Origin of the sequence: Mycoplasmopsis adleri, assembly GCF_045276205.1 — a bacterium.
Classification (GTDB): domain Bacteria; phylum Bacillota_I; class Bacilli_A; order Mycoplasmatales; family Metamycoplasmataceae; genus Mycoplasmopsis; species Mycoplasmopsis adleri.
In genome coordinates this window covers 341,464-367,586 of sequence record NZ_CP174162.1, presented here as the reverse complement: position 1 = coordinate 367,586, position 26,123 = coordinate 341,464, and the positions used below count along the sequence as shown (strand labels likewise).

Annotated in this window: 27 protein-coding genes and 1 tRNA gene; 11 read left to right on the top strand and 17 right to left on the bottom strand. The window is 27.6% G+C overall.

The window, feature by feature from the left end; translation table 4 throughout:
• Positions 1 to 74: 74 nt before the first annotated feature.
• Positions 75 to 167: transfer RNA gene (locus tag ACJA22_RS01615), tRNA-Ser, on the bottom strand.
• Positions 168 to 264: 97 nt separating this feature from the next.
• Here ACJA22_RS01615 and ACJA22_RS01610 point away from each other — a divergent pair.
• Together ACJA22_RS01610 and pgsA are read left to right on the top strand one after the other, a co-directional pair.
• Positions 265 to 861 (top strand): MHJ_0274 family protein, encoded by a 597-nt coding sequence (locus tag ACJA22_RS01610; protein WP_406617392.1) that lies wholly within the window; start codon positions 265 to 267, stop codon positions 859 to 861.
• Positions 824 to 1,480 carry a CDP-diacylglycerol--glycerol-3-phosphate 3-phosphatidyltransferase gene (pgsA, locus tag ACJA22_RS01605; protein WP_406617391.1) on the top strand — a complete coding sequence of 219 codons (657 nt, stop codon included), beginning with the start codon at positions 824 to 826 and terminating at the stop codon, positions 1,478 to 1,480. Before ACJA22_RS01610 ends, pgsA begins: the two co-directional genes overlap by 38 nt.
• Before the next feature lie 116 nt (positions 1,481 to 1,596).
• Here pgsA and ACJA22_RS01600 read toward each other — a convergent pair whose 3' ends face one another.
• The 5 genes from ACJA22_RS01600 to ACJA22_RS01580 form a co-directional block, all read right to left on the bottom strand.
• A complete protein-coding gene (locus ACJA22_RS01600; protein ID WP_406617390.1) occupies positions 1,597 to 3,249 on the bottom strand; it encodes an IS1634 family transposase in 1,653 nt (550 codons plus the stop codon).
• Between the two features lie 209 nt (positions 3,250 to 3,458).
• Complete coding sequence (locus tag ACJA22_RS01595) at positions 3,459 to 3,692, bottom strand: hypothetical protein (protein ID WP_406617389.1); 234 nt, start codon at positions 3,690 to 3,692, stop codon at positions 3,459 to 3,461.
• A gap of 124 nt (positions 3,693 to 3,816) precedes the next feature.
• The gene (locus tag ACJA22_RS01590) at positions 3,817 to 4,239 is read right to left on the bottom strand and encodes an MscL family protein (RefSeq protein WP_406617388.1); all 423 of its coding nucleotides are present in this window, start codon (positions 4,237 to 4,239) and stop codon (positions 3,817 to 3,819) included.
• A 95-nt stretch (positions 4,240 to 4,334) separates the two neighbouring features.
• Positions 4,335 to 5,030 carry a LemA family protein gene (locus ACJA22_RS01585; RefSeq protein WP_406617387.1) on the bottom strand — a complete coding sequence of 232 codons (696 nt, stop codon included), beginning with the start codon at positions 5,028 to 5,030 and terminating at the stop codon, positions 4,335 to 4,337.
• A 114-nt stretch (positions 5,031 to 5,144) separates the two neighbouring features.
• Positions 5,145 to 7,016: an MAG1210 family protein gene (locus ACJA22_RS01580; protein ID WP_406617386.1), complete on the bottom strand. Its 1,872-nt coding sequence runs from the start codon at positions 7,014 to 7,016 to the stop codon at positions 5,145 to 5,147.
• Positions 7,017 to 7,243: 227 nt separating this feature from the next.
• Here ACJA22_RS01580 and ACJA22_RS01575 point away from each other — a divergent pair, with 227 nt between their 5' ends.
• On the top strand, positions 7,244 to 7,891 hold the full coding sequence (locus ACJA22_RS01575) for a nitroreductase (RefSeq protein ID WP_406617385.1): 648 nt from the start codon (positions 7,244 to 7,246) through the stop codon (positions 7,889 to 7,891).
• A 78-nt stretch (positions 7,892 to 7,969) separates the two neighbouring features.
• Here the strand turns inward: ACJA22_RS01575 and ACJA22_RS01570 are convergent, their stop codons facing one another.
• Together ACJA22_RS01570 and ACJA22_RS01565 are read right to left on the bottom strand one after the other, a co-directional pair.
• Positions 7,970 to 8,587 carry a ribonuclease HII gene (locus tag ACJA22_RS01570; RefSeq protein WP_406617384.1) on the bottom strand — a complete coding sequence of 206 codons (618 nt, stop codon included), beginning with the start codon at positions 8,585 to 8,587 and terminating at the stop codon, positions 7,970 to 7,972.
• A gap of 73 nt (positions 8,588 to 8,660) precedes the next feature.
• Positions 8,661 to 9,704 carry a hypothetical protein gene (locus tag ACJA22_RS01565; protein ID WP_406617383.1) on the bottom strand — a complete coding sequence of 348 codons (1,044 nt, stop codon included), beginning with the start codon at positions 9,702 to 9,704 and terminating at the stop codon, positions 8,661 to 8,663.
• A 155-nt stretch (positions 9,705 to 9,859) separates the two neighbouring features.
• Here ACJA22_RS01565 and ACJA22_RS01560 point away from each other — a divergent pair, with 155 nt between their 5' ends.
• The 3 genes from ACJA22_RS01560 (at position 9,860) to ACJA22_RS01550 (ending at position 11,354) form a co-directional block, all read left to right on the top strand.
• Positions 9,860 to 10,465 carry a hypothetical protein gene (locus ACJA22_RS01560; RefSeq protein WP_406617382.1) on the top strand — a complete coding sequence of 202 codons (606 nt, stop codon included), beginning with the start codon at positions 9,860 to 9,862 and terminating at the stop codon, positions 10,463 to 10,465.
• A 240-nt stretch (positions 10,466 to 10,705) separates the two neighbouring features.
• Entirely contained in the window at positions 10,706 to 10,915 is a 210-nt protein-coding gene (locus ACJA22_RS01555) for a hypothetical protein (RefSeq protein WP_406617380.1), read from the top strand.
• Entirely contained in the window at positions 10,884 to 11,354 is a 471-nt protein-coding gene (locus ACJA22_RS01550) for an excisionase (protein ID WP_406617378.1), read from the top strand. The genes ACJA22_RS01555 and ACJA22_RS01550 overlap by 32 nt, the downstream gene beginning before the upstream one ends.
• 315 nt (positions 11,355 to 11,669) lie before the next feature.
• Here ACJA22_RS01550 and ACJA22_RS01545 read toward each other — a convergent pair whose 3' ends face one another.
• Positions 11,670 to 12,578 carry an RluA family pseudouridine synthase gene (locus ACJA22_RS01545; protein ID WP_406617377.1) on the bottom strand — a complete coding sequence of 303 codons (909 nt, stop codon included), beginning with the start codon at positions 12,576 to 12,578 and terminating at the stop codon, positions 11,670 to 11,672.
• A gap of 436 nt (positions 12,579 to 13,014) precedes the next feature.
• Here ACJA22_RS01545 and gadC point away from each other — a divergent pair, with 436 nt between their 5' ends.
• Genes gadC through ACJA22_RS01520 form a run of 5 tightly spaced genes read left to right on the top strand, consistent with a single transcriptional unit; the run spans position 13,015 to position 17,192 of the window.
• Positions 13,015 to 14,826, top strand: coding sequence for a putative glutamine/gamma-aminobutyrate antiporter GadC (gadC, locus tag ACJA22_RS01540; protein ID WP_406617559.1), 1,812 nt, complete (start codon positions 13,015 to 13,017; stop codon positions 14,824 to 14,826).
• 17 nt (positions 14,827 to 14,843) lie between these two features.
• Positions 14,844 to 15,776 (top strand): glutaminase A, encoded by a 933-nt coding sequence (glsA, locus tag ACJA22_RS01535; protein ID WP_406617376.1) that lies wholly within the window; start codon positions 14,844 to 14,846, stop codon positions 15,774 to 15,776.
• 25 nt (positions 15,777 to 15,801) lie between these two features.
• Positions 15,802 to 15,969 carry a hypothetical protein gene (locus ACJA22_RS01530; protein WP_406617375.1) on the top strand — a complete coding sequence of 56 codons (168 nt, stop codon included), beginning with the start codon at positions 15,802 to 15,804 and terminating at the stop codon, positions 15,967 to 15,969.
• A 51-nt stretch (positions 15,970 to 16,020) separates the two neighbouring features.
• Positions 16,021 to 16,785, top strand: a complete 765-nt coding sequence (locus ACJA22_RS01525; RefSeq protein WP_406617374.1) for an aminotransferase class V-fold PLP-dependent enzyme — start codon at positions 16,021 to 16,023, stop codon at positions 16,783 to 16,785.
• Positions 16,716 to 17,192 carry a pyridoxal-dependent decarboxylase gene (locus ACJA22_RS01520; RefSeq protein WP_406617373.1) on the top strand — a complete coding sequence of 159 codons (477 nt, stop codon included), beginning with the start codon at positions 16,716 to 16,718 and terminating at the stop codon, positions 17,190 to 17,192. Before ACJA22_RS01525 ends, ACJA22_RS01520 begins: the two co-directional genes overlap by 70 nt.
• 101 nt (positions 17,193 to 17,293) lie before the next feature.
• On the opposite strand, the gene ACJA22_RS01515 is transcribed toward ACJA22_RS01520, so the two are convergent.
• The 8 genes from ACJA22_RS01515 to ACJA22_RS01480 all read right to left on the bottom strand — a co-directional run bounded on the left by ACJA22_RS01515 (position 17,294) and on the right by ACJA22_RS01480 (position 26,078).
• Positions 17,294 to 17,956, bottom strand: a complete 663-nt coding sequence (locus ACJA22_RS01515) for a chromate transporter (RefSeq protein ID WP_406617372.1) — start codon at positions 17,954 to 17,956, stop codon at positions 17,294 to 17,296.
• Position 17,957: 1 nt separating this feature from the next.
• A complete protein-coding gene (locus ACJA22_RS01510) occupies positions 17,958 to 18,590 on the bottom strand; it encodes a chromate transporter (protein ID WP_406617371.1) in 633 nt (210 codons plus the stop codon).
• 118 nt (positions 18,591 to 18,708) lie between these two features.
• On the bottom strand, positions 18,709 to 20,361 hold the full coding sequence (locus tag ACJA22_RS01505) for an IS1634 family transposase (RefSeq protein ID WP_406617370.1): 1,653 nt from the start codon (positions 20,359 to 20,361) through the stop codon (positions 18,709 to 18,711).
• 275 nt (positions 20,362 to 20,636) lie between these two features.
• The gene (locus ACJA22_RS01500; protein ID WP_406617369.1) at positions 20,637 to 21,314 is read right to left on the bottom strand and encodes a hypothetical protein; all 678 of its coding nucleotides are present in this window, start codon (positions 21,312 to 21,314) and stop codon (positions 20,637 to 20,639) included.
• A gap of 375 nt (positions 21,315 to 21,689) precedes the next feature.
• Positions 21,690 to 22,316, bottom strand: coding sequence for a tRNA (guanosine(46)-N7)-methyltransferase TrmB (trmB, locus tag ACJA22_RS01495; protein WP_406617368.1), 627 nt, complete (start codon positions 22,314 to 22,316; stop codon positions 21,690 to 21,692).
• A 156-nt stretch (positions 22,317 to 22,472) separates the two neighbouring features.
• Positions 22,473 to 24,125 (bottom strand): IS1634 family transposase, encoded by a 1,653-nt coding sequence (locus ACJA22_RS01490; protein ID WP_406617367.1) that lies wholly within the window; start codon positions 24,123 to 24,125, stop codon positions 22,473 to 22,475.
• A 165-nt stretch (positions 24,126 to 24,290) separates the two neighbouring features.
• Complete coding sequence (locus ACJA22_RS01485; RefSeq protein ID WP_406617366.1) at positions 24,291 to 25,613, bottom strand: lipoprotein 17-related variable surface protein; 1,323 nt, start codon at positions 25,611 to 25,613, stop codon at positions 24,291 to 24,293.
• A gap of 249 nt (positions 25,614 to 25,862) precedes the next feature.
• Positions 25,863 to 26,078 carry an MAG6790 family protein gene (locus ACJA22_RS01480; RefSeq protein WP_406617365.1) on the bottom strand — a complete coding sequence of 72 codons (216 nt, stop codon included), beginning with the start codon at positions 26,076 to 26,078 and terminating at the stop codon, positions 25,863 to 25,865.
• Positions 26,079 to 26,123: the final 45 nt, after the last annotated feature.

Here is a 26,123-nt window from a genome sequence, read left to right as displayed (position 1 = left end):
ATTATTAATGTGTTTTTTATTTAAGGAAAATAAAAAGTGCTCCATAAGAGCACGATTTTCATCAATTGATGATCTGGCCGATGGTAAGGGATTTGAACCCTTGAATGACTTTAATAGCCATTATCTGTTTTCGAGACAGACCTCTTCAGCCACTCGAGCAACCATCGTTTTAATTATTTGCTAAGTAAAACTTAACTTTAATATTATAATTAAGATTATAAATTAAATATTAAATTATTATAGAAGTTATATGGAGATTAATTCATGAACACAATAAATGTAGAAATTACTAAAAAATTTAGCTCACAGGCTGCCTCTAATAATCCAGCTGGTGGCGTTACCATGTGAATTATACTTGGTGTATTAATCGTTATCATCTTAGGTCTTTTTGTTTTCACAGCAATTAAAGATAAGGTTAAGAAAAAGAAAAAGAAGAAGCAAGATGCTATCTTTAAACAAAAAACTGCTGAGCAAATGCAAATCATGAACATTAGACTTAAAGTGTTAATGGAAATCACTGAAGAGTATTTAGCAAAATTTAAGCCATCAATTGGCGACTTTAAAATGAAAGATATTGTTAAAGTAGCAAATACTTACTTATCAAACATTGAAAATGATACTGATTTTAAAGAATTTATCATTAACTCTGAAGATTCAAGAGACTTTTTAAGAGCTTTTGTTAAATTAACTCATGTTCGTTGCAACAACTGATCAAAACAATGTGCTGATGTTAAAGCATTCTTTGATAAAAATGTAGCTGATTTAGACCCAGATTTAGTAAAAGAAGTAGGTGATAAGGCACAAGTTGAAATTACACAATACTATGAAAAAGGACTTTTCGGCAATGAATCTACCAAATAAATTAACATTAACTAGAATTATTTTACTAGCACCATTATTAGTTGCTATTATTCTTTATGAGGTTTTAATTAAAGTACTTCTTGTACAATATTATATAGCTGGTAGAATTCTTTTAGCAATTATGCTTTTAATTTTTGTTGCTGCAATGATAACTGATTATTTTGATGGTAAAATCGCTAGAGAAAGAAATTTAATTACAACTTTTGGAAAATTATGAGATCCATTAGCTGATAAATTAATTGTTTCAACAACATTAATTGGTTTATGTGCTTTCGGTTTTGTTCCTATTTGAATTACAGTTTTATTCGTAGCAAGAGATATAGTTGTTGATGGTTTTAGAATTGTAATGGTACAAAATAATGTAGAAATTGCTGCTTCAAAATGGGGCAAATTAAAAACCTTATTCCAAACAATTGCAATTATAGTTCTTTTATGTATTGGAATAGGCTATGATTATTCATCTCCAAATGTTTATCTTGGACTTGTAAATCATCCAACATTAATGTATTTCGTTGCTCTTTATATAATTAATATACCTACAATGGTTGCACTATTCTTTAGTATTTTCTCTGGAGTAAATTATTTTAAAGCAATCAAACCTTATATTCAAAGCAAATAATTTTAAATAAATTAAGAACATGCAAAATGTTCTTTTTTGTTGTTTTATCCCGAGTTTCCAACTTTTACAATGTAATTTTTAACAACTCATCTGTTTGATGAGCTGTTTTTAATAATTTAAAATTTTAATTCATTTAAAATTCTTAAATATGTTTGATAATCTTGAATTGCTTGATTATTGTTGTCGTTAATAATATATTCTTCACTTTCAATTTTTCCGTCAATAATCTTGCATGTTTTGATTGTTTCTTTTATTACATCTTGTAATTTTTTGATTGTGATTTTTTCATCTACAACACCGAGTTCTTTCAAACCTTTGTTTAAATAATAAATAACAAAATTTAATAAAACAAGAGATAAGAAGCAAAGTACGAAATGACCTTCAATATGCTTTTCACTTCATACATAAATAGGTCTTACAGCTAAAGCACTTTTTAAAGCTCTAAAGTTTGATTCTATTTGTCATTGTTTTGAATATAAATTCACAATTTCTTCAGGTGATAAATCAAATCTAGAGGTTTCATAAGCATAATATCCGTCAAACTTTTCATCTTCGATAATTTTGTCATAGTTAAGTTTGTAATAACCTTTACCACCAACTTTTTCGAAGAATTTAAACTTCTTTTGACCGAACATTACTTGATCATGAACTAGTCCGTCTTTATCTTGTCTTTTAATAAAATTATCGATTAAAATTTGTCTATCATTTTTATCTTTTAATGCTCTTTTTTTACTATATGTTACTACCAATCTTCTCTTGTGTCCGTTTGCTCTTCTATTCTTTCAAAACGAATAAAAAGTAGTTTCTTTATATTTAAAATTATTGTCTCCAAAATAGCCGGATTCATCTATTGCAAAGGTCTTTCGGTCATTTGAAGCCGCTTTTAATCTATAAGATAAAATGTAATCAATATCGTTATCTTCTAAGAATCTTATGTTTCTATTTGTACTCATTCCTCTATCAGCAATGAGTGTTACTTTGTTTAATTCATATTGTGATTTTATATCCAAAATAAAATTAATAAATGTTGATGCATCAGCAGTGTTCCCTTTGAATAATTTATAGTGAATTGGAATGCCGTTTTCATCTGTTGCTAAACCTAAAACAATTTGATCTTCTTTGAATTTTCCATCTTTAGAATAACCTGGATATCTCAATCCTTCTCTTACAAAACTTTCAAAATATACCGTTGAAGAGTCGTATCAAATAATATCTATTTTTCTATTTTTATCTTTGATCAATGTATCGTTAACACTCTTTAAAATGTTATTTTTATTTTCAGCTAAATAGTCTAAAGTATTATAAAATGTCGTCTTTTCAACTTCTAAATTTATATTGAATTTGTCTTTATTTTTAAAGGATGAAAGCATGCTACCCGGATTTACAATTCTATTTGAAATCATATATTTTAATAAATCATTTAAATACTTGGATTTTGATACTTTAGCATCTTTAAAAGGATTTAATTTTTCTAAGAAACTGTATAACAAATCATATCCATAATTGAACTGTTTTGTTTCAATTTTAACCTTGCTTATATCTAACTCTAATTGTCTAATTATCATATTTCTATCTCAATCAGTATTGTAGTTTTGAGATAGTTTTTTAATTTTTTCTACTGGATTAGAACAATATTTTTCTCATTTTTCAACTGTACCGATACCGATAGATTTCTTATAACCTTTGCCAAATCCTCCTGAAAGTGCTAAAGATAAGTAAGTAGAGTTCTTATTTTTTCTTGAAATTAATAGTCATTTGTCTTTTTTCATATCTTTATTATACCACAAATTACAATGTAATTATGTAAAAAAATAACTTTTTTTATTTATATATAAATAACACTGAAAAAAGTAATAAAAAAAGAGCTCCAACTTGGAAACTCAGGAATAATTTTAAATAAATTAAGAACATGCAAAATGTTCTTTTTTGTTGTTTTATAGACTTATAAATAAAAAAGAACCTTGGAAGTTCCAAGGTATTAATATGCTACATAAACTGGTTTATAAACGGTTTCGACATTTGAATCATCTCATTTGACTGTTCCATTTTTATTAACTTCTCCACGTTTACTTTTAATTGATCTAAAGAGTGGTACTAATGATGAAACTGCACTAATTATTACAGGAGTTACCGCTAAAATAGTTGATAGTATCGCACCACCACCGTAAATATTAGAGGCTTCTTTATCATTAACTTTTTTAAGATTATCCATTTTACCTCCTTTCACATTTTTATTATTAAAAGGCAATAAAACTTCAAAAAAAGAACATAAATGAGAAAAGTATAGCAAAAGTATCAAAAAAGCAACTCCATTAAGAAGTTACTATTTTAATCCTTTATTTTGTATTGTTTGTATCTATACTAGTTAAATGTTCATTCATTTTCTTTAATTCAGCTAACATTAATTGTTCAGTTGAAGGAGCTTGAATAACATTAACTGGTGGATATTTTTTATATTTTTTAGCGATTAATGAATTTCGAATGCCGAAAACAATAATCAAACTAAAGAATACAATTGCTGAAACTATAATAAATGAGAATAAGGCAGAAAGGAATTTACCAACCGCTAACCCGTTAATTACTAAGCCTTCAGCTTCTTTAATATTAATTGCATTTGCAATTGCTTTAGCAAGTATGTCATTTGTTAGTGAACTTACAACAGCGTTGAAAGATGCTCCTAATAAAAGACCAATTGCTAACATGAACATGTTGCCACGTTTAACAACATTTCACGCATCTCTACAAGTTTTCTTAAACATATGATTATTATATAACAATTCTTAAAATTGAGTGAATTTTTGGCTCAATAAAGCTAATAAAAAATGCTTATTTATAATAAGCATCTTCGTGTTAATTATTGAAAAAAGTTTCCTCTTGCTTTAGTTTTCATTTCAGCAGTTGTTGAGAATGGAATTCTAGTTGTATAACCAGCTTTTGCAGCAACAATCATCTTAGTTGGTCATTGGTAAATTTCCGTATTTCATTGTAAAACAGTGTCATTGTAAATTTCACGTGCTGCTGTAATTTCTCTTTGTAAGTATGAGTTTTCTTGCATTGCTTCTTGAATAGCTTGGTGTGCTTTTAAATCTGGGTATTGTTCTAATTGAACTCTAATTTGTCCAAATAAACTATTTGAAGCAGCATCAACTTTAGCAGCAATTTCATTTCTTTGAACATCACCTGATTCACTTGCTCCAGGTTGTACACCACTTCTTAAAGCAGCAACTGAAGTCATAACTTCTTTATCTAAGTTAACTGCTTTACCTACTAAAGCGGCTGCATTTTCAAGAATAACAACTCTTTGTTCGATATAGTTATCGATTAAAGAAGCATTGTGTTGAATTTTTTGTTGTAATTGACGTAAATAGTTTCTAGCATTAATTTTCATAAATAAGAAGATTAAGCCAGGAATGATAAGTGGAAATCATAAAAATACTTGAAATACAATTGAACCAGCACCTGTTTTAACTGGTAATTGTTTATCTAGAACATTAACATCACGTCCTTCAGTTCTAACACGGTCTTGTGTTTCATCTAATTCGTTTGCCATTTTAAACCTCCATGTTTATTTTTTATCTTAAAAATTATACATTATTCTATATAGATAATGTATGAATGCAATTTGATAAGTCAATTTTAATTAAATTGCATTTTTGCTAAATTATTATTTGTAATGATTAATTTCATCTTTAAGTATTTCGTTATATTCAAGAATTGTTGAATTAACTTGATACATTTTGTCTGCCATATCATTATTTAAGATACGTTCTTTAATTTCTTCATTGTATGCTAATGAGTTAGCATAATTGTTTAATAAATTAATTTTAACTTTAGAAAAGCGATCAACTGGTTCATATAAGTCTCAGTGAACTGGAACCATATGTGTATGTCCATCATTACCATAAACTGGAACATAATCAATTTGAGGAATTATTTTATAACCTCAAGCATAGACACCGACATCATCACTCTTATCATCTTTGCCAATGCTAAATGTTTTATACATTGCAACTGTATCAAGGTTTTTAGGATTTATAAAAGCTCTAGCTTTTCTTGGAGACTTGTTAACTAAAGCTTCATGTTGTCATTGACTTAAGTTAAGCTCATTATCTTTGTTATCAAAAATAACATCAATTGGTCTTTGCTTTAAATATAAAGGAATTGATAATACAGGAACTAAACCTGAATATAATGCTTTAAAGAATTGATCGTTATATCTTAAAAATTCTGTTTTAAGCATGTTAAAGCTATAAGCTTCACTTATATTAAGATCATTAAATGTAAACTCTAATTGATCTAATGCATCACTTTGAATTGCATTAATTTTTTTACTTTTTGTAAAATCAAATGAATCACCATAAAAGACTTTATTATCTAGTAAAACATCAGTCATACTTCTTTGTGCTAATGGTGTGAACATAAGTCTGTATTCCATTTCATTATCACGATTAGCGCAGTTTCATAATGCTTCAAATTTATTGTTACCTAGCATAGTAAAGTTTTTACCTTTTTTAGTGGCGGCTGTTGTTAGTTTTTCAAACTCTTTAGTTTTTTTCTTAATCAATTTATTAACTTGATCAGAATTTAATTGATGTACATAATTTCTTTCTCTTTTGAAAGATAAATTAGGAGCAGCATCATTTGCATAATACATAGTAACATGATTTGAATAATATGGGCATGGTTTTGTTACAGTCGCAGTTAATACTTGTGTTCTAACTGTTGTAACTCTATTACCGTTAGCATCAGTTGTTGTAACTGTATATGTAATAGTTAAATGTCCTGTATATGTTTTAGTTCCCATTTTATGTCTTCTTAATTTACTAATTACAAATGGGAATTTATTAATTGTACCGTTAATTACATCTAAGCAAGAAACTTCTAAGTTGTCAATGTAATCAAACATTTCAGGACTTCTACTTGCAAAGCCATATTGGTTTTTGGTTGAAAAATATTTATAAATTTCTATTTCAGGAATTGTTTCATTAATGATTTGTTGAGTTGCTCCATGTTTAAAAATATTAAGGATTGGAGTAAGATTTTCTCTAGCTTCTGCTAACAATTTTTTTAGCAGATTATCCGAGGATTGAAGTTGTTTTTTAGTTTTATGAAAAAGTACTACAAAAGGTGCTATAGCTAAAATAAAGCAAATAACTGAAAATACAATAAATAGTATTGTTGCCGTGCTAATTTTTGTTCCTCCATTGTATGCATATTTAGCACTTTCTTTATTTATAAAATAAGCAATTACTGCACAAATAGCTAAGAAGGCAGCAAGCACGAAAAATAAAATCATTCCTGCTTTTAAGCCTTTTTTTCTTGAAGTTAATTTAGCATTAACGCTTTTCTCATGATTAATAGCTTTTTCTAATGTTCTATCTTTTTCAAAATTAAAATCAGTTTTTTCAACTTCTTTATCAAAATATTCTGTAGCCTTTTTATGAAGATCAGATTTATAAATATCTTGATAATTTTTGATTGGATTATAGCTATCTCAGTCTGAGATAACTGAAGTTTTTTCATCGTTATTTGTCATTCATCTCCTTATAATTCAACCTATAAAATTATAATATATAACGTTAGAAAAGGTTTGTATATATTCAATAATCATAGATAAAAAAATTCTTTTTATTTTTGCAATAATCACAAATTTTTCATATTTTTTTCATAACATACATTGTAGAAATCCATATTTTTATAGTATTTTTAGGAAAAAGCGACTTTTTATTTTTCTTTTACTTTGCTTTTATTTATAATAAAAATATGGAATTTCAAGAGGTTATTAATAAAAGAAGAAGTATTCGAGATTTTAGAAACACTGATGTAGCTAATGATTTAATTACTAAAATTGTAGCAGAAGCTCAAAAGAGTGCATCGTGAGCTAATTCACAACCTTGAAAAGTGTTTGCAATTAAGGGCGAAGCGCTTAAAAGGGTGAAAATAGATCATTTAAAATCTTCAACAAATAATGATAAAAGAAGTTCTGATCTAAAATCAATTCAAAGAAGCGAATGACCAAAATATTCTGCTAACAATATGACTATTTTTAATAAAGAAATCTCAAATGCTCAAATTTCAAATGAAGAATTCATTAGACAAAATCAAAATTTATTTAATGCACCTGTTATTTTACTTTTGTGCATACCTAAAAACTCACCAGCATGAAGCATTTTAGACCTTGGCGCCTTTTCAGCTACTTTAATGTTAAGTGCCAAAAATTATGGAATCGATTCAATTCATGCTTATGAAATTGTTAAGTATGCTAGACCATTAAGACAAGTATTAAATATACCAGACGAATTTGATATTATAACCGGAATTGCTATAGGATACAAAAGTGATTCTATTATCAATAATTTCAGAAGTTCTCGTATTCCGGTTAAAGATGTTTTAACCTTTATAGAGAAATAAAATAGTACTAATGAATGAAAGAAAACTATCTCAAAAAAGATAGTTATTTTTTTATTATTACTCTGTTTTGTAGGGAAATTAGTTATTTTTGCTCTCAAAAACTTCTAAAGCTTTTTTAACATTTTTATATGTTATTCTATGTTCATCACAAATGCCATATTTTTCAATTGCAGCAGTATGATCTTTTGTACAATAACCTTTGTTTTTAGCAAAGTTATAATTAGGATATTTTTTATCTAAATCAATCATCAAATGATCTCTATACACTTTAGCTAGAATTGAAGCACAAGCCACATTAAAGCTTAAAGCATCGCCTTTAACTAAATTAATTTGTTTAATATCAAGGTTTTCAACTTTTTCGAAATCAGTAATTACTAAATCAGGTTTAATTTTTAAATCTTTAACGGCTAAAAACATGCCATATCTTGAAGCAGCTTTAGGGTTTAATTCATCAACTTCTTTATTTGAAATTACTTTAATTTGATAACTTAAAGCATTTTCCTTAATAATCTCAAATAATTGTTCTCTTTTGGGCTCACTTAATTGTTTGGAATCATTTATTGCGTCATTAACATAATCTGGGTTCATAATTACAGCAGCAACTACTAAAGGACCAGCGCAGCAACCCCTACCAGCTTCATCGCAACCTGCTATTAATTTGTAGTCTTTGTAATTTTCTTTTTCATAATTTAACATACTAACCTCGTTTAAATAAAAAAACCTTATATTTACATACAAGGTTAATTATATCTTAAGCATTTATTAAATATTATTTTTTGGATGAATTGTCTTTATCTTTAGAATTAGTAGAATTAGTATTATTTTTAGATTCTTCTTTTTTAGCTCTTTCAACTTGTTTATCAATTATAGCTTCTTCTTTAGCCTCAATTTCTTGTTGAGCAGCAGTTGCTTTTTTAGCTTTTTCTTGCTCAAAAATATTCAAAATTAAATTTGACAATTCGTCTTTTTGCATTGATTGATAGCCACTTATGTAAAGCGCCTTAGCAATTTCATAAAGTTTTTCATTAGGTAATTGCATTAATTTATCATATTGCTTTTGTCTTTGTTGCATCTTTTCTTCTTCATCACGAAGTAATGTATTCGCACCTGCTAATATTTCATCATCATTAGTATTGTCGATTGCGGCAGCATTACCATTTGATAATAAGTTTGATAAATTTGTCATAAATTCATTCATAGATGGATTTTCTTGCATGAATTTTTGTGCTTCCATAATTCTTGTAACATTAATATAAACTGCTCTTATTAATGCATATCTTCTTAAGAAAATGAAATAAAGTATAAGCATTACAATTGATGAAATACCTTCAACAATTGGTGGAACAATATTATATGGTTTTAAATTGTTTCATTTTTGACCGGTAATTAAACGGATAATCAAGGTTGAAATTGCAAAAATGGTTATAAGTAAATAAACAAAAATTTGTCAAATTGGCAATGAGCTAAAATTCTTGTTCTTTTTACCTTTTAAAATTGATACACCTAGCATAATCACCATTACTAAAAATAAAACCCCGGTTATAAAATATTGCGTAATTGTAAATATTCAGTTAGCGAATTTGCTACTATAAATAGCTTCTTGATTTGCTTCAGCCTTTGCATAGACCATTTCTTTAGCATCAGCTAAAAAAGTTTTTGTTACTGTTAGGTCAAAGATAGCAAGACCAAATGAAACAATTGTGTAAAACACAAATGCGATAATCGTTCCGATAAAAACTGGTTTAAAGCTTTTTTCGTAATGTTTATTTAAACCCTCAATGGTGGTTTCGAATTGATAATTTTTGTTAAACATATGTCTCCTTTATTACATAATTATATTATCAAAACTCACTTGTGCCTAATTCTTTTAATAAATTTGGGAATAATAGAGACTTTAGTTTAATTGAAAATTATTTGTGTCCTATTTCTGCAACTTTAATTATTAATTCAGCATGAAATAAAATTAATTTGCCAACTATAGATGAACTATTATCATTAAAAGAAATTGTTGATAATCAACAACAAAGTATATTAGAACTAATAGATAATGAAAAAACCAAATTAAAAGAACAAATAGATCTTTTAAAACAAAATAATGAAAACATTATTAAGCTAATTGAAAGTAATAATTTAAATGATGAAGAAACGTTAAATAAAATTAAACAAATTAAAGCAGATATACAAGACACAGTATTAAAAGAAATAACTCAAATTAAAAAGATAAATGATGAGCAAAAGGAGCAAATTAAAGAACTTGAACACGATTCATTAGAATCGAAAGAAAATATACAACATTTGGATCGAAGAATTAAAAATATGAACATAACAGTTTCTAATGATGATCTAAAAATTATCAACTTTATCAAACCTTTTTGTGCTGCTAATGGTTGAGCACATCCATATGGAACAAGAATTGCCCCTGATTGAATTGAAATTAAAAGTGAAACAGAAAACATTATCAAATTAGAAAAAGATGGCTTAACAATTCATAAAAAAGGAGTTGGTTGAAAAAAATTAAATATAGAAACTCTTGTTTTTATTTCAGCAATTAAAAGTTTCTGTATCACAAAATAACTCTACTTTGCTTCTCATGTGTAGGCTCCTTTTTATAAAGTGTGTTTATATCTATTATTTATATTATATAACAAATAAAGAAAAAAACAGAGATGAAAATCACTCTGTTTTATCATGTGAGATGAATGTTAAATAAGAAAAAACAAAACACACCTTATAACAATTATCTACACGTCTTTATTATACTCCTTTTTTATTTGTTCTCTAATATTTTCCTTTAAACTTTTAGAACTTGGAAATATGGATGCCATAGATTCAATGGAAATCAATAAATTAAAAGAAATTATTATGAATCAAAACCAACAAATTGTGTTTCTAAAAGAACAAATAATTCTGCAAAAAGAACAAATTAAAAAACTTAAAAAAGGAAATCGTAATGAATCAAAAACTAAAAATGCCGACATTTTTAGAGTTAAAAATGAATATAAAAGATTTACTATACAAAAATAATCCAAAAAGTTTCAATGAATGAAAAAGCATGTTTTCTAAAAAATTTTTAAGTCACTTAAAAACTTGAATGAATAAAGAAAATATAAGTTATAAATTAATACCAAATAATTATGAGGTTTTATTCTATTGATCTTTCATTAACTTTAGAAGAGAACAGCAATTAATTAAATTACTGAGCGATAATTTTAAAGTAATCGTTTCTGATCTAAAGTTGGATTCAATTTTCAAAGTTGATTTAATTGCTATCAATATAAGTACCAATTTAAAATATTACTTACAACTTAAGAATCAACCTAAAAACTTAGATAATAAAGAATCGAAAACACTAATAAAATTCGCTAATGATCATAATGCGATTCCAGTACTTGTTTTTAAAAAACAAAATAAGTTTACTTTTATCAATTTAAAAACATCTAAAGAAATATTTCTTATATCTTAATTAAAACAAAATAAAAACGGTTCGTCAAAAATACCGTTTTTATTTTGTTGTATATATAAGCAAAAATATTGAGCTTGCTGATATGCGTCAATATTTTTGCTTATTAATATATATTAATGAATCAAATATCTTTATTTTTATGTGGATAATTTTCTTGATCGAGTGTCTTATTTTTCATTGTCGCTCAAATAACTGATATAATATTAATGAATGTGTTATTTTATTAATGATTTTTTGGTTATTTTCTTTAAAAAATCGTTAAAAAAGTATTTTACAAAGGTATTTTAATAGTATTTTATTATCTTAAAAAATAATTTAATGCATTAATGAATTAAAATCATAATCTGCTACATTAAATTCCTCAGGTACTGGGGCAAAGACTTTAATTTCTTCATTGGTTATTGGATGTATAAAATCTAATTTATAAGCATGTAATCTTTGATTAAATTTGTCTACTTCCTTGCCATATGTTGGATCCCCATAAACAGGATGCTTAATATAAGCTAAATGAACCCTAATTTGATGAGTCCGACCCGTTTCAAGTTCACACCTTACTAAAGAATATGGCTTATTATCCATGTAAAATGTTTTAAGTAAATAAACATAAGTTACTGACTCTTTGCCTTCTTTATGCACACTCATTACTTTACGATCTTGCACATTTCTTTGAATTGGAAGATTAATCTTTGTGATTTTATTTTCAATGATACCTTCACATATTGCTACATAAGAACGGTGAATTTTATGTTCTTTTAACATTAAAGCTAGTTTATTATGTACTTCATTGGTTTTAGCTATGATTAATAATCCGCTAGTGTCTTTATCAATTCTATGTACTATACCAGGACGTAATAATCCATTTTGATTTGATAATGTATTAAAATGATAAAGCAAACCATTTACTAAAGTATCATTCATATGACCTGGCGCTGGATGAACTACTAAATCACTTGGCTTATTAATTACAATCAAGTAATCATCTTCATATTTGATATCAAGCGGGATATTAACAGGCTTAATATCAATTTCCTTTTCTAGCAGTTTCATAATGGTAATCGTCATTCCTTCACGCACTATATAATTAGGTTTATGAACATAAACATGGTCATTAATATATACAGCTTCTTGCTCAATTAAAGCTTTAGCATCATTACGCGAAATATCACTATTATCACTAATGTACTTATCAATTCTTTCTTTATATTTAACTTCTAATACTAACATATGAGAATTATATATAAAAACTCATTTTAAATTCACATAATTTTAAGCAATAATTAAGCTTAAAAATATTATTAAAACAACTTAAATCAATATACATAACTAGTATTACTTTTTATATTATCTAAATACAAATAAAAATTATTTGTTAGAAAATGATCTAAATGCAAAAAATTAATTTTTTGTTTTTTTACTTACGCATCTATTTTGCAGATAAAAAAGGTTATATTGCAAAACATATGAACAATACATTTTATAAAATGTATAATTTAAGTAGACTGATATAAAGAAAAAATATGTAAGTATAGTTAGGAAGAATATTTTTATGGAAAATAACACTCAAACGAGTGGTATGTCTCCAAGTTCAACTGCTCCAACCGCAGGCACAAATACTGCCGCAAATAGCAGTGCAAACGGAACTTAGAAAAGTAAAAAAGTATTAAGTTTATTTAGTTTAATCATTATGAATATAGTTGCTGTAGTCAGCTTAAGAGGATTACCAGCTGAAGCTGAATATGGTCTAGGATCGATATTCTACTATGTATTTGCAGCAATCATGTTCTTAATTCCTGTTTCGCTTGTTGCAGCTGAATTAGCTTCGACATATCCGGAAAAAGGAGGTGTATTTAGATGAGTTGGTGAAGCGTTTGGACCTAAGCTCGCATTCTTAGCTATGTTCATGCTATGAGCCGAAGTTACAATTTGATTCCCAACCGCTTTAACCTTTGGTGCTGTGTCATTAGCATATATTGACCCTTATACCAAAACTGCGATATGACTATCTGAGAATAAATGGTTTGTTCTTTTAGTTGTTTTAGCAATTTATTGAACAGCTACATTCTTGTCATATTTTGGAACCAAAGTATTTGCCCAAGTTGCTAAATGAGGCGGTATTATTGGAACCATTATCCCTGCGATTATCTTGATTGGTTTTGGTTTCGCTTATGTAATCGTAACCAAAGACCCTCAAACTCCAATTAGAGCAAGAGATATTATTCCTGAATTTAAGGGATTTGATAGCGTTGTATTAGCCGCCAGTGTGTTCTTATTCTATGCTGGTATGGAAATGAATGCTATCCACGTAACAGAAATGAATAATCCTAAGAGAAACTACCCTATTGCTGTATTAGTTTCATCATTAGTTACTGTATTAGTATTTATTTTAGGTACATTAGCTGTTGCATTTATCGTTCCAGCTGGTGAAATTAACCTTACTAGTGGTTTATTAACGACTTTCTATAAAGCGTTTAGATGAGCCAAAGTACCATGGTTAGGACCTGTACTCGCTCTTATGCTAGCAGTCGGTGTGCTAGCAGGAATTGTAACTTGGGTTTCTGGACCAAGTAATGGTATGTTAGTTATTGGTAAAGCCGGCTACTTACCAAGATGATGACAACACACTAATAAAAGAGGTGTACCAACCCACTTATTATTAGTTCAAGGATTAATTGTAACAGCATTATCAATTATCTTTGTTGTTATGCCATCAGTTCAATCTGCTTACCAAATTCTTAGTCAATTGACGACAATACTTTACTTGATTATGTATCTTTTAATGTTTGCCGCCGCCATTTATCTAAGATATAGCCAACCGAATAGACCAAGACCTTATAAGATACCGGGTAAAAACGTCGGTATGTGGATTATCGCTGGACTTGGATTTATTGGTTCATTGCTTGCCTTCGTTGTAAGCTTCGTTCCACCTTCACAAATTGCAGTAGGTAGTCCAGAAGCCTATATAGCTATCTTAGTAGTATTAACAATTGTCTTCTGTGCTATTCCATTCATCATTGTAAAATGTAAAAAAGATCACTGAAAAGATCCAGAATCAGACTTTGCTCCATTTACATGAGAAATTGAAGGTGTAAGTCCTGGCTTAATTAACCGTTCATCAAATGATGCTGCTGAATTGTATGCTAAGAGATTTGAAACAAAAGTTGAAGCAGACATCAATGAATTTGAATCAGAAGTAAAAGATGTACTTAATAAAGCTGAAGACAAGATTTTAGCAAAAGCTAAGATACTGAACAGCAAACTGGATAAAGAGGCACAAAACTTAACGAAAGAAGAAGTTCGAGAAGTCTCCGACGTTAAAAAATATGAAGAAAAGGCTATAAAACAGCTAAATAAGACAATTTCAAAAGGCAAAAAGAAACCTACAAAAGCAGAAAGCAATGCTCCTGCTGATAGCAATGAAGCACAACCAACTGATTCGTCAGCACCAAGTGCTAATTCAACTGAAAATAAATAAATTTGTAAGAGATATATATGGATTTAAAAAAATTAAAAGATGTTTTAAACGAATCTTATAAAAAATATAAGGATATAAAAGAAGGCAAAAATGCTAGTTATATTCCTTATTTAGCAAGCGTAGATTCAAAACTTTGTGGAGTATCAGTTGTAACAGTTGATGGTCAAGTTATTTCACTTGGAGATTATGATTATCGTTTTGCAATTGAATCTATTTCTAAAGTTTGTACTCTAGCACTTGCTCTTGAAGAAAATAGTCCTGAAATTATTCGTTCAAAAATTGGAGACCGTCCAACTGGCTTGCCATTTAATTCAGTAATGGCTCTTGAATTGCATAAAGACAAACCATTATCACCGCTTGTAAATGCAGGTGCAATGGCTACAACCAGTATTATTAAAGCTAAAGATAAAGAAGAAAGATGAAATAAAATCTTAGATTTTCAAAGACAATTAATGTCTAATCAAGTTGCTTTATCAGATGAAGTTAATAACTCAGAACAAACAACCAACTTTCATAATCGAGCAATTGCATGACTGCTTTATTCTGCTGGAAACATGTACTCAGATCCTATGGATGCTTGTGAAGTTTATACAAGACAATGTTCAACTCTTGTTTCATCATTAGATTTAGCAACTATGGCTGCTACTTTAGCAAATAACGGTTTAAACCCAATTACGAAAAAACAAGTTATTAATAAAAAGAATATTCCACATATTCTAGCTGAAATGACAATGGAAGGACTATATGATACTTCAGGCGATTTTGCTTATTTAGTAGGGTTACCTGGAAAAAGTGGAGTTGGTGGCGGACTTATGACTGTTGTACCTGGTAAAATGGGTATTGCAGTCTTCGCACCACCCCTTGATCCATATGGAAACAGTGTAAAAGGTTTTAAAATTACTAAAGATTTTTGCAATAAAATGAACCTTTGTTTATATGGAGAAAAATAATTTTTTGTAGAAAGGACATAAAACAATGCCATTACATGATGTTAAGAAAAACGGCAAAAATGATAGCGTATTTGGTAGCAGATTTGCCGATATTCAATTACCAAAATATGAAATGCCAGCTAAGGAAACTGATCCAAATGTTGTCCTTGAATTAGTTAAGGATGAATTATTCTTAGATGGTAACGCTAGATAAAATTTAGCTACATTCTGTCAAACATATGAAGAACCTCAAGTTCATGAATTAATGGATATTTCAATTAACAAAAACTTAATTGATAAAGATGAATATCCACAAACTGCCGAACTTGAACAACGTTGTGTTTCAATTATTGCTAACTTATGAAACGCTTCAAGCAAAGAACACCCAGTTGGAACATCTGGTATTGGTTCTAGTGAAGCATGTATGCTTGGTGGCATGGCAATGCTTGAACGTTGAAAAGCAAAAAGAATTGCAGCTGGTAAAGACACATTAAAACCAAACTTAGTTTGTGGTCCAGTTCAAGTTGTTTGAGAAAAATTCTGTCGTTACTGAGATATTGAAATTAGACAAGTTCCTATGGAAGAAGATAGATTCTACATGGATCCTGCAAGCATGCTTAAATACATTGATGAAAATACAATCGGTGTTGTAACAACATTCGGTTTAACATTCACCGGTATGTATGAACCAGTTCAACAATTAAGCGATGCTTCAGATAAATTACAAAAAGATAAAGGTTTAGATATTGACTTACACGTCGATGCAGCTAGTGGTGGTTTCTTAGCACCATTCTGTGCACCAGATATTGTATGAGACTTTAGAGTACCTAGAGTTAAATCAATTAGTGCTTCAGGTCACAAATTTGGACTCGCTCCATTAGGTGCTGGTTGAGTTGTTTGAAGAGATAAATCATACTTACCAGAAAAATTAATTTTCCATGTTAACTATCTTGGTGGGGAATGCCTGTGTTCCAAATTAACTTCTCAAGACCTGCTGGTCAAATTATTAGCCAATACTACTTATTCTTAAGATTAGGTAAAGAAGGATACAGAAAGATTCACCAAAACTGCTATGATACAGCACAATACATCGCAAAATCAATTAAAAAGTTAGGATACTTTGACTTAATTAGCGATGGTGATCCACAAAAAGGAATTCCTGCTGTTGCATGAAAATTCAAAAAGAATGTTGACTTAGGATTTAACCTTTATGACTTAGCTGATAAATTAAGAGTTCGTGGATGACAAGTTCCTGCTTACTCATTACCCGCTAATGCTCAAAACGTTGTTGTACAACGTGTATTAGTAAGACAAGGTTTTGGCTACGATATGGCTTCTATCTTAATTGAAGATATTACTAAAGCTATTGAAGAACTTAAAATTCACAAGCCTTCAGTTTCAATGGATGAAAAACACCACGGTGGATTCAAACACTAATTTTACTTATTAATATTTTTAAAGGGGCTCGCAAGAGTCCTTTTTTCTTCGTAATTAAATAAAGCAATAAAAAACAATATGCTAAAACATATTGTGATTTATTAAGTTCATGGATAAAACGAAATCATTCCAAGTGTAAGATTAATTAAAATAATTCATAAAACTGAAACTTTATATTTATATAAAATAGTTGAAAGTGTAATAGCAAAAGGAATATATAAAGCAAGAATAACTTTTCTCTTATCATCAAAGAAAATAGCTTTTTCGCTGGTGTGGCGGCTTAAAATGTATTCTTTAGCAGAAAAGTTAAAGATGATTTGTGGAAACATTAAACCAATAAATAATTGGATAACTAATGCTCCAATAATACCAGCAATTACTGGGTTCATGACTTTCATTAAACTAATAAAGTATTTAGTATTTTGCTTTTTAGCAATTAGTCTCATTGCTCCATACATAATTAAAATAGGTACAATGATAAAAACAAAATAAGTTAAGAAGCTAAATAAAAATCCTCATCATTGTCCTTCAGAGACAAGATAACCTGTAGCAAAAGCTAATTTGGTTGAGAAAACACCAGGCGTTGAATTACTTATGGCGAACAAATTATTCATCGTATCAAATGAAATATTTGTATGAAATACACGGTTTAATAATGATCAGAATCATTGGAAAATCGGTATAAAAATTTGACCACCACCAAAGACTGATAAGCTTATAAAAATAAGTAAACCAATAACAGTTAAAGCTAATAAGAAGAACATATTAATTTACCTCCTTATTTTCCTGATTATCTTGTTTTATAGGCTTATTATGCTTTTTATCAAGTCTTTTTTTAGCATAAAAAACACTAGTAAAAATTAAGATAACTACTATCATAATACCAATAGGCATATTATATGGATTAGGAATAAATAATGTGAAAAAGAAGGTTGATAAAAAGAGAATAAGTCATAACGAAATACCTATTTGTTTGCTACCTTTTTTAAAATAATTAACAACAAAAATAATTAAAGTTCCAATAATTGTTGATAAAACGGCAACTTCGATTACATAAAGATAATTTTTGGGAATATACTTAGTGAAATAAAAAAGTAAAAATGCAACTAGTACATGAGGCAATACTCCAAAAATAACTGCTATTGACCCTTTTCAAAATCCGAGCATTTTAAAAGAAATATAACTTAAAGCTTCAATAACACTTGGACCAGGCAACATATTAGTTATTAATATATTTTCTTTGAATTCTTCATTTGTTAATCATTTATATTTATCAACTGAATATCTTTTTAAAATGGGCATTAAAGCATTTCCACCACCAAAACCGACAAAGGTTGATAAGATAATAAACCATAATACTTTTCAAAAAGAAACCTTATTCTCATTATTATTTTTCATATAAAAAGATTATACATTTTTATTTTTTAATTCTAGTTAGTTATTCTTTTCCCGAGTTTCCAACTTTTACAATGTAATTTTTAACAACTCATCTGTTTGATGAGCTGTTTTTAATAATTTAAAATTTTAATTCATTTAAAATTCTTAAATATGTTTGATAATCTTGAATTGCTTGATTATTGTTGTCGTTAATAATATATTCTTCACTTTCAATTTTTCCATCAATAATCTTGCATGTTTTGATTGTTTCTTTTATTACATCTTGTAATTTTTTGATTGTGATTTTTTCATCTACAACACCGAGTTCTTTCAAACCTTTGTTTAAATAATAAATAACAAAATTTAATAAAACAAGAGATAAGAAGCAAAGTACGAAATGACCTTCAATATGCTTTTCACTTCATACATAAATAGGTCTTACAGCTAAAGCACTTTTTAAAGCTCTAAAGTTTGATTCTATTTGTCATTGTTTTGAATATAAATTCACAATTTCTTCAGGTGATAAATCAAATCTAGAGGTTTCATAAGCATAATATCCGTCAAACTTTTCATCTTCGATAATTTTGTCATAGTTAAGTTTGTAATAACCTTTACCACCAACTTTTTCGAAGAATTTAAACTTCTTTTGACCGAACATTACTTGATCATGAACTAGTCCGTCTTTATCTTGTCTTTTAATAAAATTATCGATTAAAATTTGTCTATCATTTTTATCTTTTAATGCTCTTTTTTTACTATATGTTACTACCAATCTTCTCTTGTGTCCGTTTGCTCTTCTATTCTTTCAAAACGAATAAAAAGTAGTTTCTTTATATTTAAAATTATTGTCTCCAAAATAGCCGGATTCATCTATTGCAAAGGTCTTTCGGTCATTTGAAGCCGCTTTTAATCTATAAGATAAAATGTAATCAATATCGTTATCTTCTAAGAATCTTATGTTTCTATTTGTACTCATTCCTCTATCAGCAATGAGTGTTACTTTGTTTAATTCATATTGTGATTTTATATTCAAAATAAAATTAATAAATGTTGATGCATCAGCAGTGTTCCCTTTGAATAATTTATAGTGAATTGGAATGCCGTTTTCATCTGTTGCTAAACCTAAAACAATTTGATCTTCTTTGAATTTTCCCTCTTTAGAATAACCTGGATATCTCAATCCTTCTCTTACAAAACTTTCAAAATATACCGTTGAAGAGTCGTATCAAATAATATCTATTTTTCTATTTTTATCTTTGATCAATGTATCGTTAACACTCTTTAAAATGTTATTTTTATTTTCAGCTAAATAGTCTAAAGTATTATAAAATGTCGTCTTTTCAACTTCTAAATTTATATTGAATTTGTCTTTATTTTTAAAGGATGAAAGCATGCTACCCGGATTTACAATTCTATTTGAAATCATATATTTTAATAAATCATTTAAATACTTGGATTTTGATACTTTAGCATCTTTAAAAGGATTTAATTTTTCTAAGAAACTGTATAACAAATCATATCCATAATTGAACTGTTTTGTTTCAATTTTAACCTTGCTTATATCTAACTCTAATTGTCTAATTATCATATTTCTATCTCAATCAGTATTGTAGTTTTGAGATAGTTTTTTAATTTTTTCTACTGGATTAGAACAATATTTTTCTCATTTTTCAACTGTACCGATACCGATAGATTTCTTATAACCTTTGCCAAATCCTCCTGAAAGTGCTAAAGATAAGTAAGTAGAGTTCTTATTTTTTCTTGAAATTAATAGTCATTTGTCTTTTTTCATATCTTTATTATACCACAAATTACAATGTAATTATGTAAAAAAATAACTTTTTTTATTTATATATAAATAACACTGAAAAAAGTAATAAAAAAGAGCTCCAACTTGGAAACTCAGGAGATAATAAACCATAATACTTTTCAAAAAGAAACCTTATTCTCATTATTATTTTTCATATAAAAAGATTATACATTTTTATTTTTTAATTCTAGTTAGTTATTCTTTTAAGAATAAAAAACACCTTTATGTTTGAAACATAAAGGCATTAATATTAATTATTATTTTTCGATTTTAAATACAAGATTGTCAATTAACACAGTTCCATCTTGTTCATCTGGTTCAAAGATAACAAATTTAATTGCTAATTTACCATCAACTAATTCAAGGTTTGCTCCATTAGCGTGAGCTTTTGTTTCCCCACCGTATGTATTTGGGTAGAGAGTTGAAATTCTAGCTACTTCTCTAACAGCATTATAAAAATCGGTAAATGTGCTTGAAAATGTAATTATTTTAAATGCTGTACGTCCAATTGAGTTTTTATACACTTGAACAAATGTTTCATTCTTAGTTAAATTAGCTTTAGCATTTTGAATTTCTTTGGCATCTGTTGTTACTTCAAAACCACCATTGTTAATCATGATTTCAACTGCTTTAGCAATTGTTTTAAGCATTTCATTTTTAGCTTTAGTAATAGCTTCTTTATTAGATGAATCAATTTTAGCATTAACATCTAATTTTGTATCTTTAATAGCTTGTGCTATAGCAGCATATTTAGAACCTTCTTTAAGAGTTTCTAATGCTTTAACAAGTTTTTGATTTGATTTATTAGCTTCAATAACTGCATTAACAGCATCATATGTATTTTTATCTTCAGTACTTCCACAACCAGCAGCAACCATAGGTAATGCAATAACTGGTGCTAAACTAAATGAGAATTTTAAATATTTTTTATTCATATATATTCCTCCTAGTTTAAGTATACTAAATTAAAATTTTAAAAAGAACTGTTTATAGTACCTTAATTTAAACCAAAATCTTATCTAAATCAATCTTCAAATAAAAATTCTTTTTTTAATTTTTGTATGTATTGTCTCATTTTAGTAATTCTTTATAGTCCATTATTTCTAATTGGTTATCTATATATAAAGGAAAATGATGCAATTTAAGAAAATTTTTGAAAAGAATTTTAAAACAATCAGTAAGAAAGTTTTTAATAATCATAAACATAAAAATATTGAAGGCAAAATTAAAAATAATACTATTCGTATTGAATTAAATATGCAAATAGTCTTGTATTTTTTCATACAAGATTTGATCATTTTGTAGCATTTTTAAATATCTGTTTTAGGTTTTTTAGCTCATATAAAATTAATATTTTTACCTAAGGCACTCCATTTATCTTCATAACCAGTTGTTTGATTTTCGTCATTATATTTACTTGTGTGTAAATCAGTGCCATAATCTATTATTTGTCAATTATTTTCCTTCAGACTCTCTAAAGTAAATTCATATAATTTATCGTTATCGCTTTTAAATTTCAAAAGTCCATCTTTTGTTAAAATTGATGCGTATAAATTCAAAAATGTTTTATAGGTTAGTCTTCTTTTTATGTGTCTTGCTTTAGGTCATGGATCACTAAAAGTTAATCATATTGTATTACATTGCCCTTCAAATAAATCCGTTAATTTCGAGGCATCTTCTAATACAATATTAAAATTTTTTAGTTCTAAATTTATGGCTCTCTTTGCCGCTTTAGCTGCTACTGTGGCATATTTTTCTAAACCATAATAATGAATATTAGGATTAAGTTTGGCTAATTTTGTGATCATTTCACCTTTGCCCATGCCTATTTCTAATACATCAGTTTCTTTAAGCAAAATTTTCTTATCTGTTTGTTTTATAAGCAAATTAGATAATTCTAGCTTTTCCTCTGCTTTACTGTCTTTACGTAATCTCATAGATAAATTTTAGCAAAAATAATATGAAAAAAGACTAGCTTTTTTTGCTAGCCCTCTTTTAATTTAAATTAAGCTAAATTAATGGTGTCCCGAGTTTCCAACTTTTACAATGTAATTTTTAACAACTCATCTGTTTGATGAGCTGTTTTTAATAATTTAAAATTTTAATTCATTTAAAATTCTTAAATATGTTTGATAATCTTGAATTGCTTGATTATTGTTGTCGTTAATAATATATTCTTCACTTTCAATTTTTCCATCAATAATCTTGCATGTTTTGATTGTTTCTTTTATTACATCTTGTAATTTTTTGATTGTGATTTTTTCATCTACAACACCGAGTTCTTTCAAACCTTTGTTTAAATAATAAATAACAAAATTTAATAAAACAAGAGATAAGAAGCAAAGTACGAAATGACCTTCAATATGCTTTTCACTTCATACATAAATAGGTCTTACAGCTAAAGCACTTTTTAAAGCTCTAAAGTTTGATTCTATTTGTCATTGTTTTGAATATAAATTCACAATTTCTTCAGGTGATAAATCAAATCTAGAGGTTTCATAAGCATAATATCCGTCAAACTTTTCATCTTCGATAATTTTGTCATAGTTAAGTTTGTAATAACCTTTACCACCAACTTTTTCGAAGAATTTAAACTTCTTTTGACCGAACATTACTTGATCATGAACTAGTCCGTCTTTATCTTGTCTTTTAATAAAATTATCGATTAAAATTTGTCTATCATTTTTATCTTTTAATGCTCTTTTTTTACTATATGTTACTACCAATCTTCTCTTGTGTCCGTTTGCTCTTCTATTCTTTCAAAACGAATAAAAAGTAGTTTCTTTATATTTAAAATTATTGTCTCCAAAATAGCCGGATTCATCTATTGCAAAGGTCTTTCGGTCATTTGAAGCCGCTTTTAATCTATAAGATAAAATGTAATCAATATCGTTATCTTCTAAGAATCTTATGTTTCTATTTGTACTCATTCCTCTATCAGCAATGAGTGTTACTTTGTTTAATTCATATTGTGATTTTATATTGAAAATAAAATTAATAAATGTTGATGCATCAGCAGTGTTCCCTTTGAATAATTTATAGTGAATTGGAATGCCGTTTTCATCTGTTGCTAAACCTAAAACAATTTGATCTTCTTTGAATTTTCCCTCTTTAGAATAACCTGGATATCTCAATCCTTCTCTTACAAAACTTTCAAAATATACCGTTGAAGAGTCGTATCAAATAATATCTATTTTTCTATTTTTATCTTTAATCAATGTATCGTTAACACTCTTTAAAATGTTATTTTTATTTTCAGCTAAATAGTCTAAAGTATTATAAAATGTCGTCTTTTCAACTTCTAAATTTATATTGAATTTGTCTTTATTTTTAAAGGATGAAAGCATGCTACCCGGATTTACAATTCTATTTGAAATCATATATTTTAATAAATCATTTAAATACTTGGATTTTGATACTTTAGCATCTTTAAAAGGATTTAATTTTTCTAAGAAACTGTATAACAAATCATATCCATAATTGAACTGTTTTGTTTCAATTTTAACCTTGCTTATATCTAACTCTAATTGTCTAATTATCATATTTCTATCTCAATCAGTATTGTAGTTTTGAGATAGTTTTTTAATTTTTTCTACTGGATCAGAACAATATTTTTCTCATTTTTCAACTGTACCGATACCGATAGATTTCTTATAACCTTTGCCAAATCCTCCTGAAAGTGCTAAAGATAAGTAAGTAGAGTTCTTATTTTTTCTTGAAATTAATAGTCATTTGTCTTTTTTCATATCTTTATTATACCACAAATTACAATGTAATTATGTAAAAAAATAACTTTTTTTATTTATATATAAATAACACTGAAAAAAGTAATAAAAAAGAGCTCCAACTTGGAAACTCAGGATAATATGAAAAAAGACTAGCTTTTTTTGCTAGCCCTCTTTTAATTTAAATTAAGCTAAATTAATGGTGTATTTAAATACTTCATCATCACGTTCAGATGTTTTAGAACCAGCAACCATTACAACTCATGAAATTTCATAAAGGTTGTCGTTTACTTTTGTAATATTAATTCCTTTTGAATTTCCACTTGGTTCAGCTAATCCAATTGTTGCGTTTAAACCACTACCATGAGTATTAACATTGTCTTTAACAGTAGAATTAACAGTAATGCCTTCTATTTTTGTTGTTTGTGATTTTATTTTAAATGATACTACGCCTTTATAAACTCTAAGAATACCTTTAGCGTCATTGATTGCTTTATCAAGCAATTTCTTTAATTCTTCTTTATTAGCTGATGGTTCTAATGAGAATAAAGTTCCTTTCTTAGATAAATCGTAAATTGTTTTATTTACATATTTTTTGCCTTCTGCTTCTTTAAAACCACTAAATTCATAGACTTTTTCTGCTGATTTGAATCCCTCAGCATCATTTTTAACATAAACAGTTACAAGTAATTTATCACCTTGTGGAACAAGTTTTTCAACTACTAATGAATATCCTTCTTTAAGAGGTGTTTTAGGTTTAATATCTTCTTTTTTAATTGAAGTAATTTCTTTGCTTGCAATATCATCAATTACAAGTTCAAGTGATTCGAGAATTGTTTGTGCATCGTTATTAGCTTTAAATCCAGTAATTGTTATTTCTTTTGAAGCACTTGATTCAAGAGCAGTTACACCTTCAACATTAACAACTTCTTTTAAGCGTAATGTTAATTTAAGGCTTCCTGCTTTATCATCAGCTTCTTTTTTAACAATAATAAATTTAACTTTTTTATCTATACCTCTAAATTGTCCTCTGTATGAAACTGCAATGTTTTCATCAGTTATTGCACTAGGTAATAAAGTATTCATATCTTTAATATAAATATCTTCAGCAGTTAAAGCATTAACAAATTCATTTAATTTTTCAACAGTAAAAATATGAGGCGATTTAAATCCATCAATTGTAATAGTTTTTACAGTTGAGGTTTTATCTCCTTTTTTAATAATAAAGCTAATAGTTAAAGATGTATTTGACGCCTTAATTTCTTTATATACAATGCTATATCCAGTTGGAACTGCTGTTGCTTGTATTTTATCTTGAGCGTTTTGTAATGTAATGCTTGAAGCTAAGATATTAGCTTTGTCTTTAACCTCTAGCTTAACATCATTTAAAAGTTTATTTATATCTTTTTCATTATCTTGATTTGTATTTTTAGAGCAACTTGATGACACCATAACTAATAATGGTGTCGCTCCAGATGCTAAAAGTAAAGATAATTTTTTTATTTTCATAAATTCTCCATTCATAGTATTTATTAAAAAATACTATAGTAATTATAAACTTTTATGTTTTAGACAATTATTTTCAAAACTTGATGTGGAAATATTTTTCACATTCTAATTTTAATTATTTTGGATAAAATTAAACTTTTAAAATTTACGAATTACACTATAAAACAGATAAATAATAAAATTTAACAACTTTTAAAAGAAAAAAGCACGGAACTTTTTTTATTCCGCACTTTTTGAAATAATCAAATTTTAAACAACTTTAACTATTTCTTCTCTAGATTTATGCTTACCTCCTAATGAATTTCTTTCCACATGAATGATTTCTACTTTTTCATTCCCGCTCGTGTGTTGACCGAGTTTTTGTTTACGACGGTAGCCTAAAATAAGACCTTCAAGATCATCGATTGTATTTGCTTCCGCGATTATCTCTTGTGTAGAAATTAATTTAGCTTTGTATTTGTACATAAATCTCCTTTGAGTAGGATTATTCCTACTAATTAAATTATAATG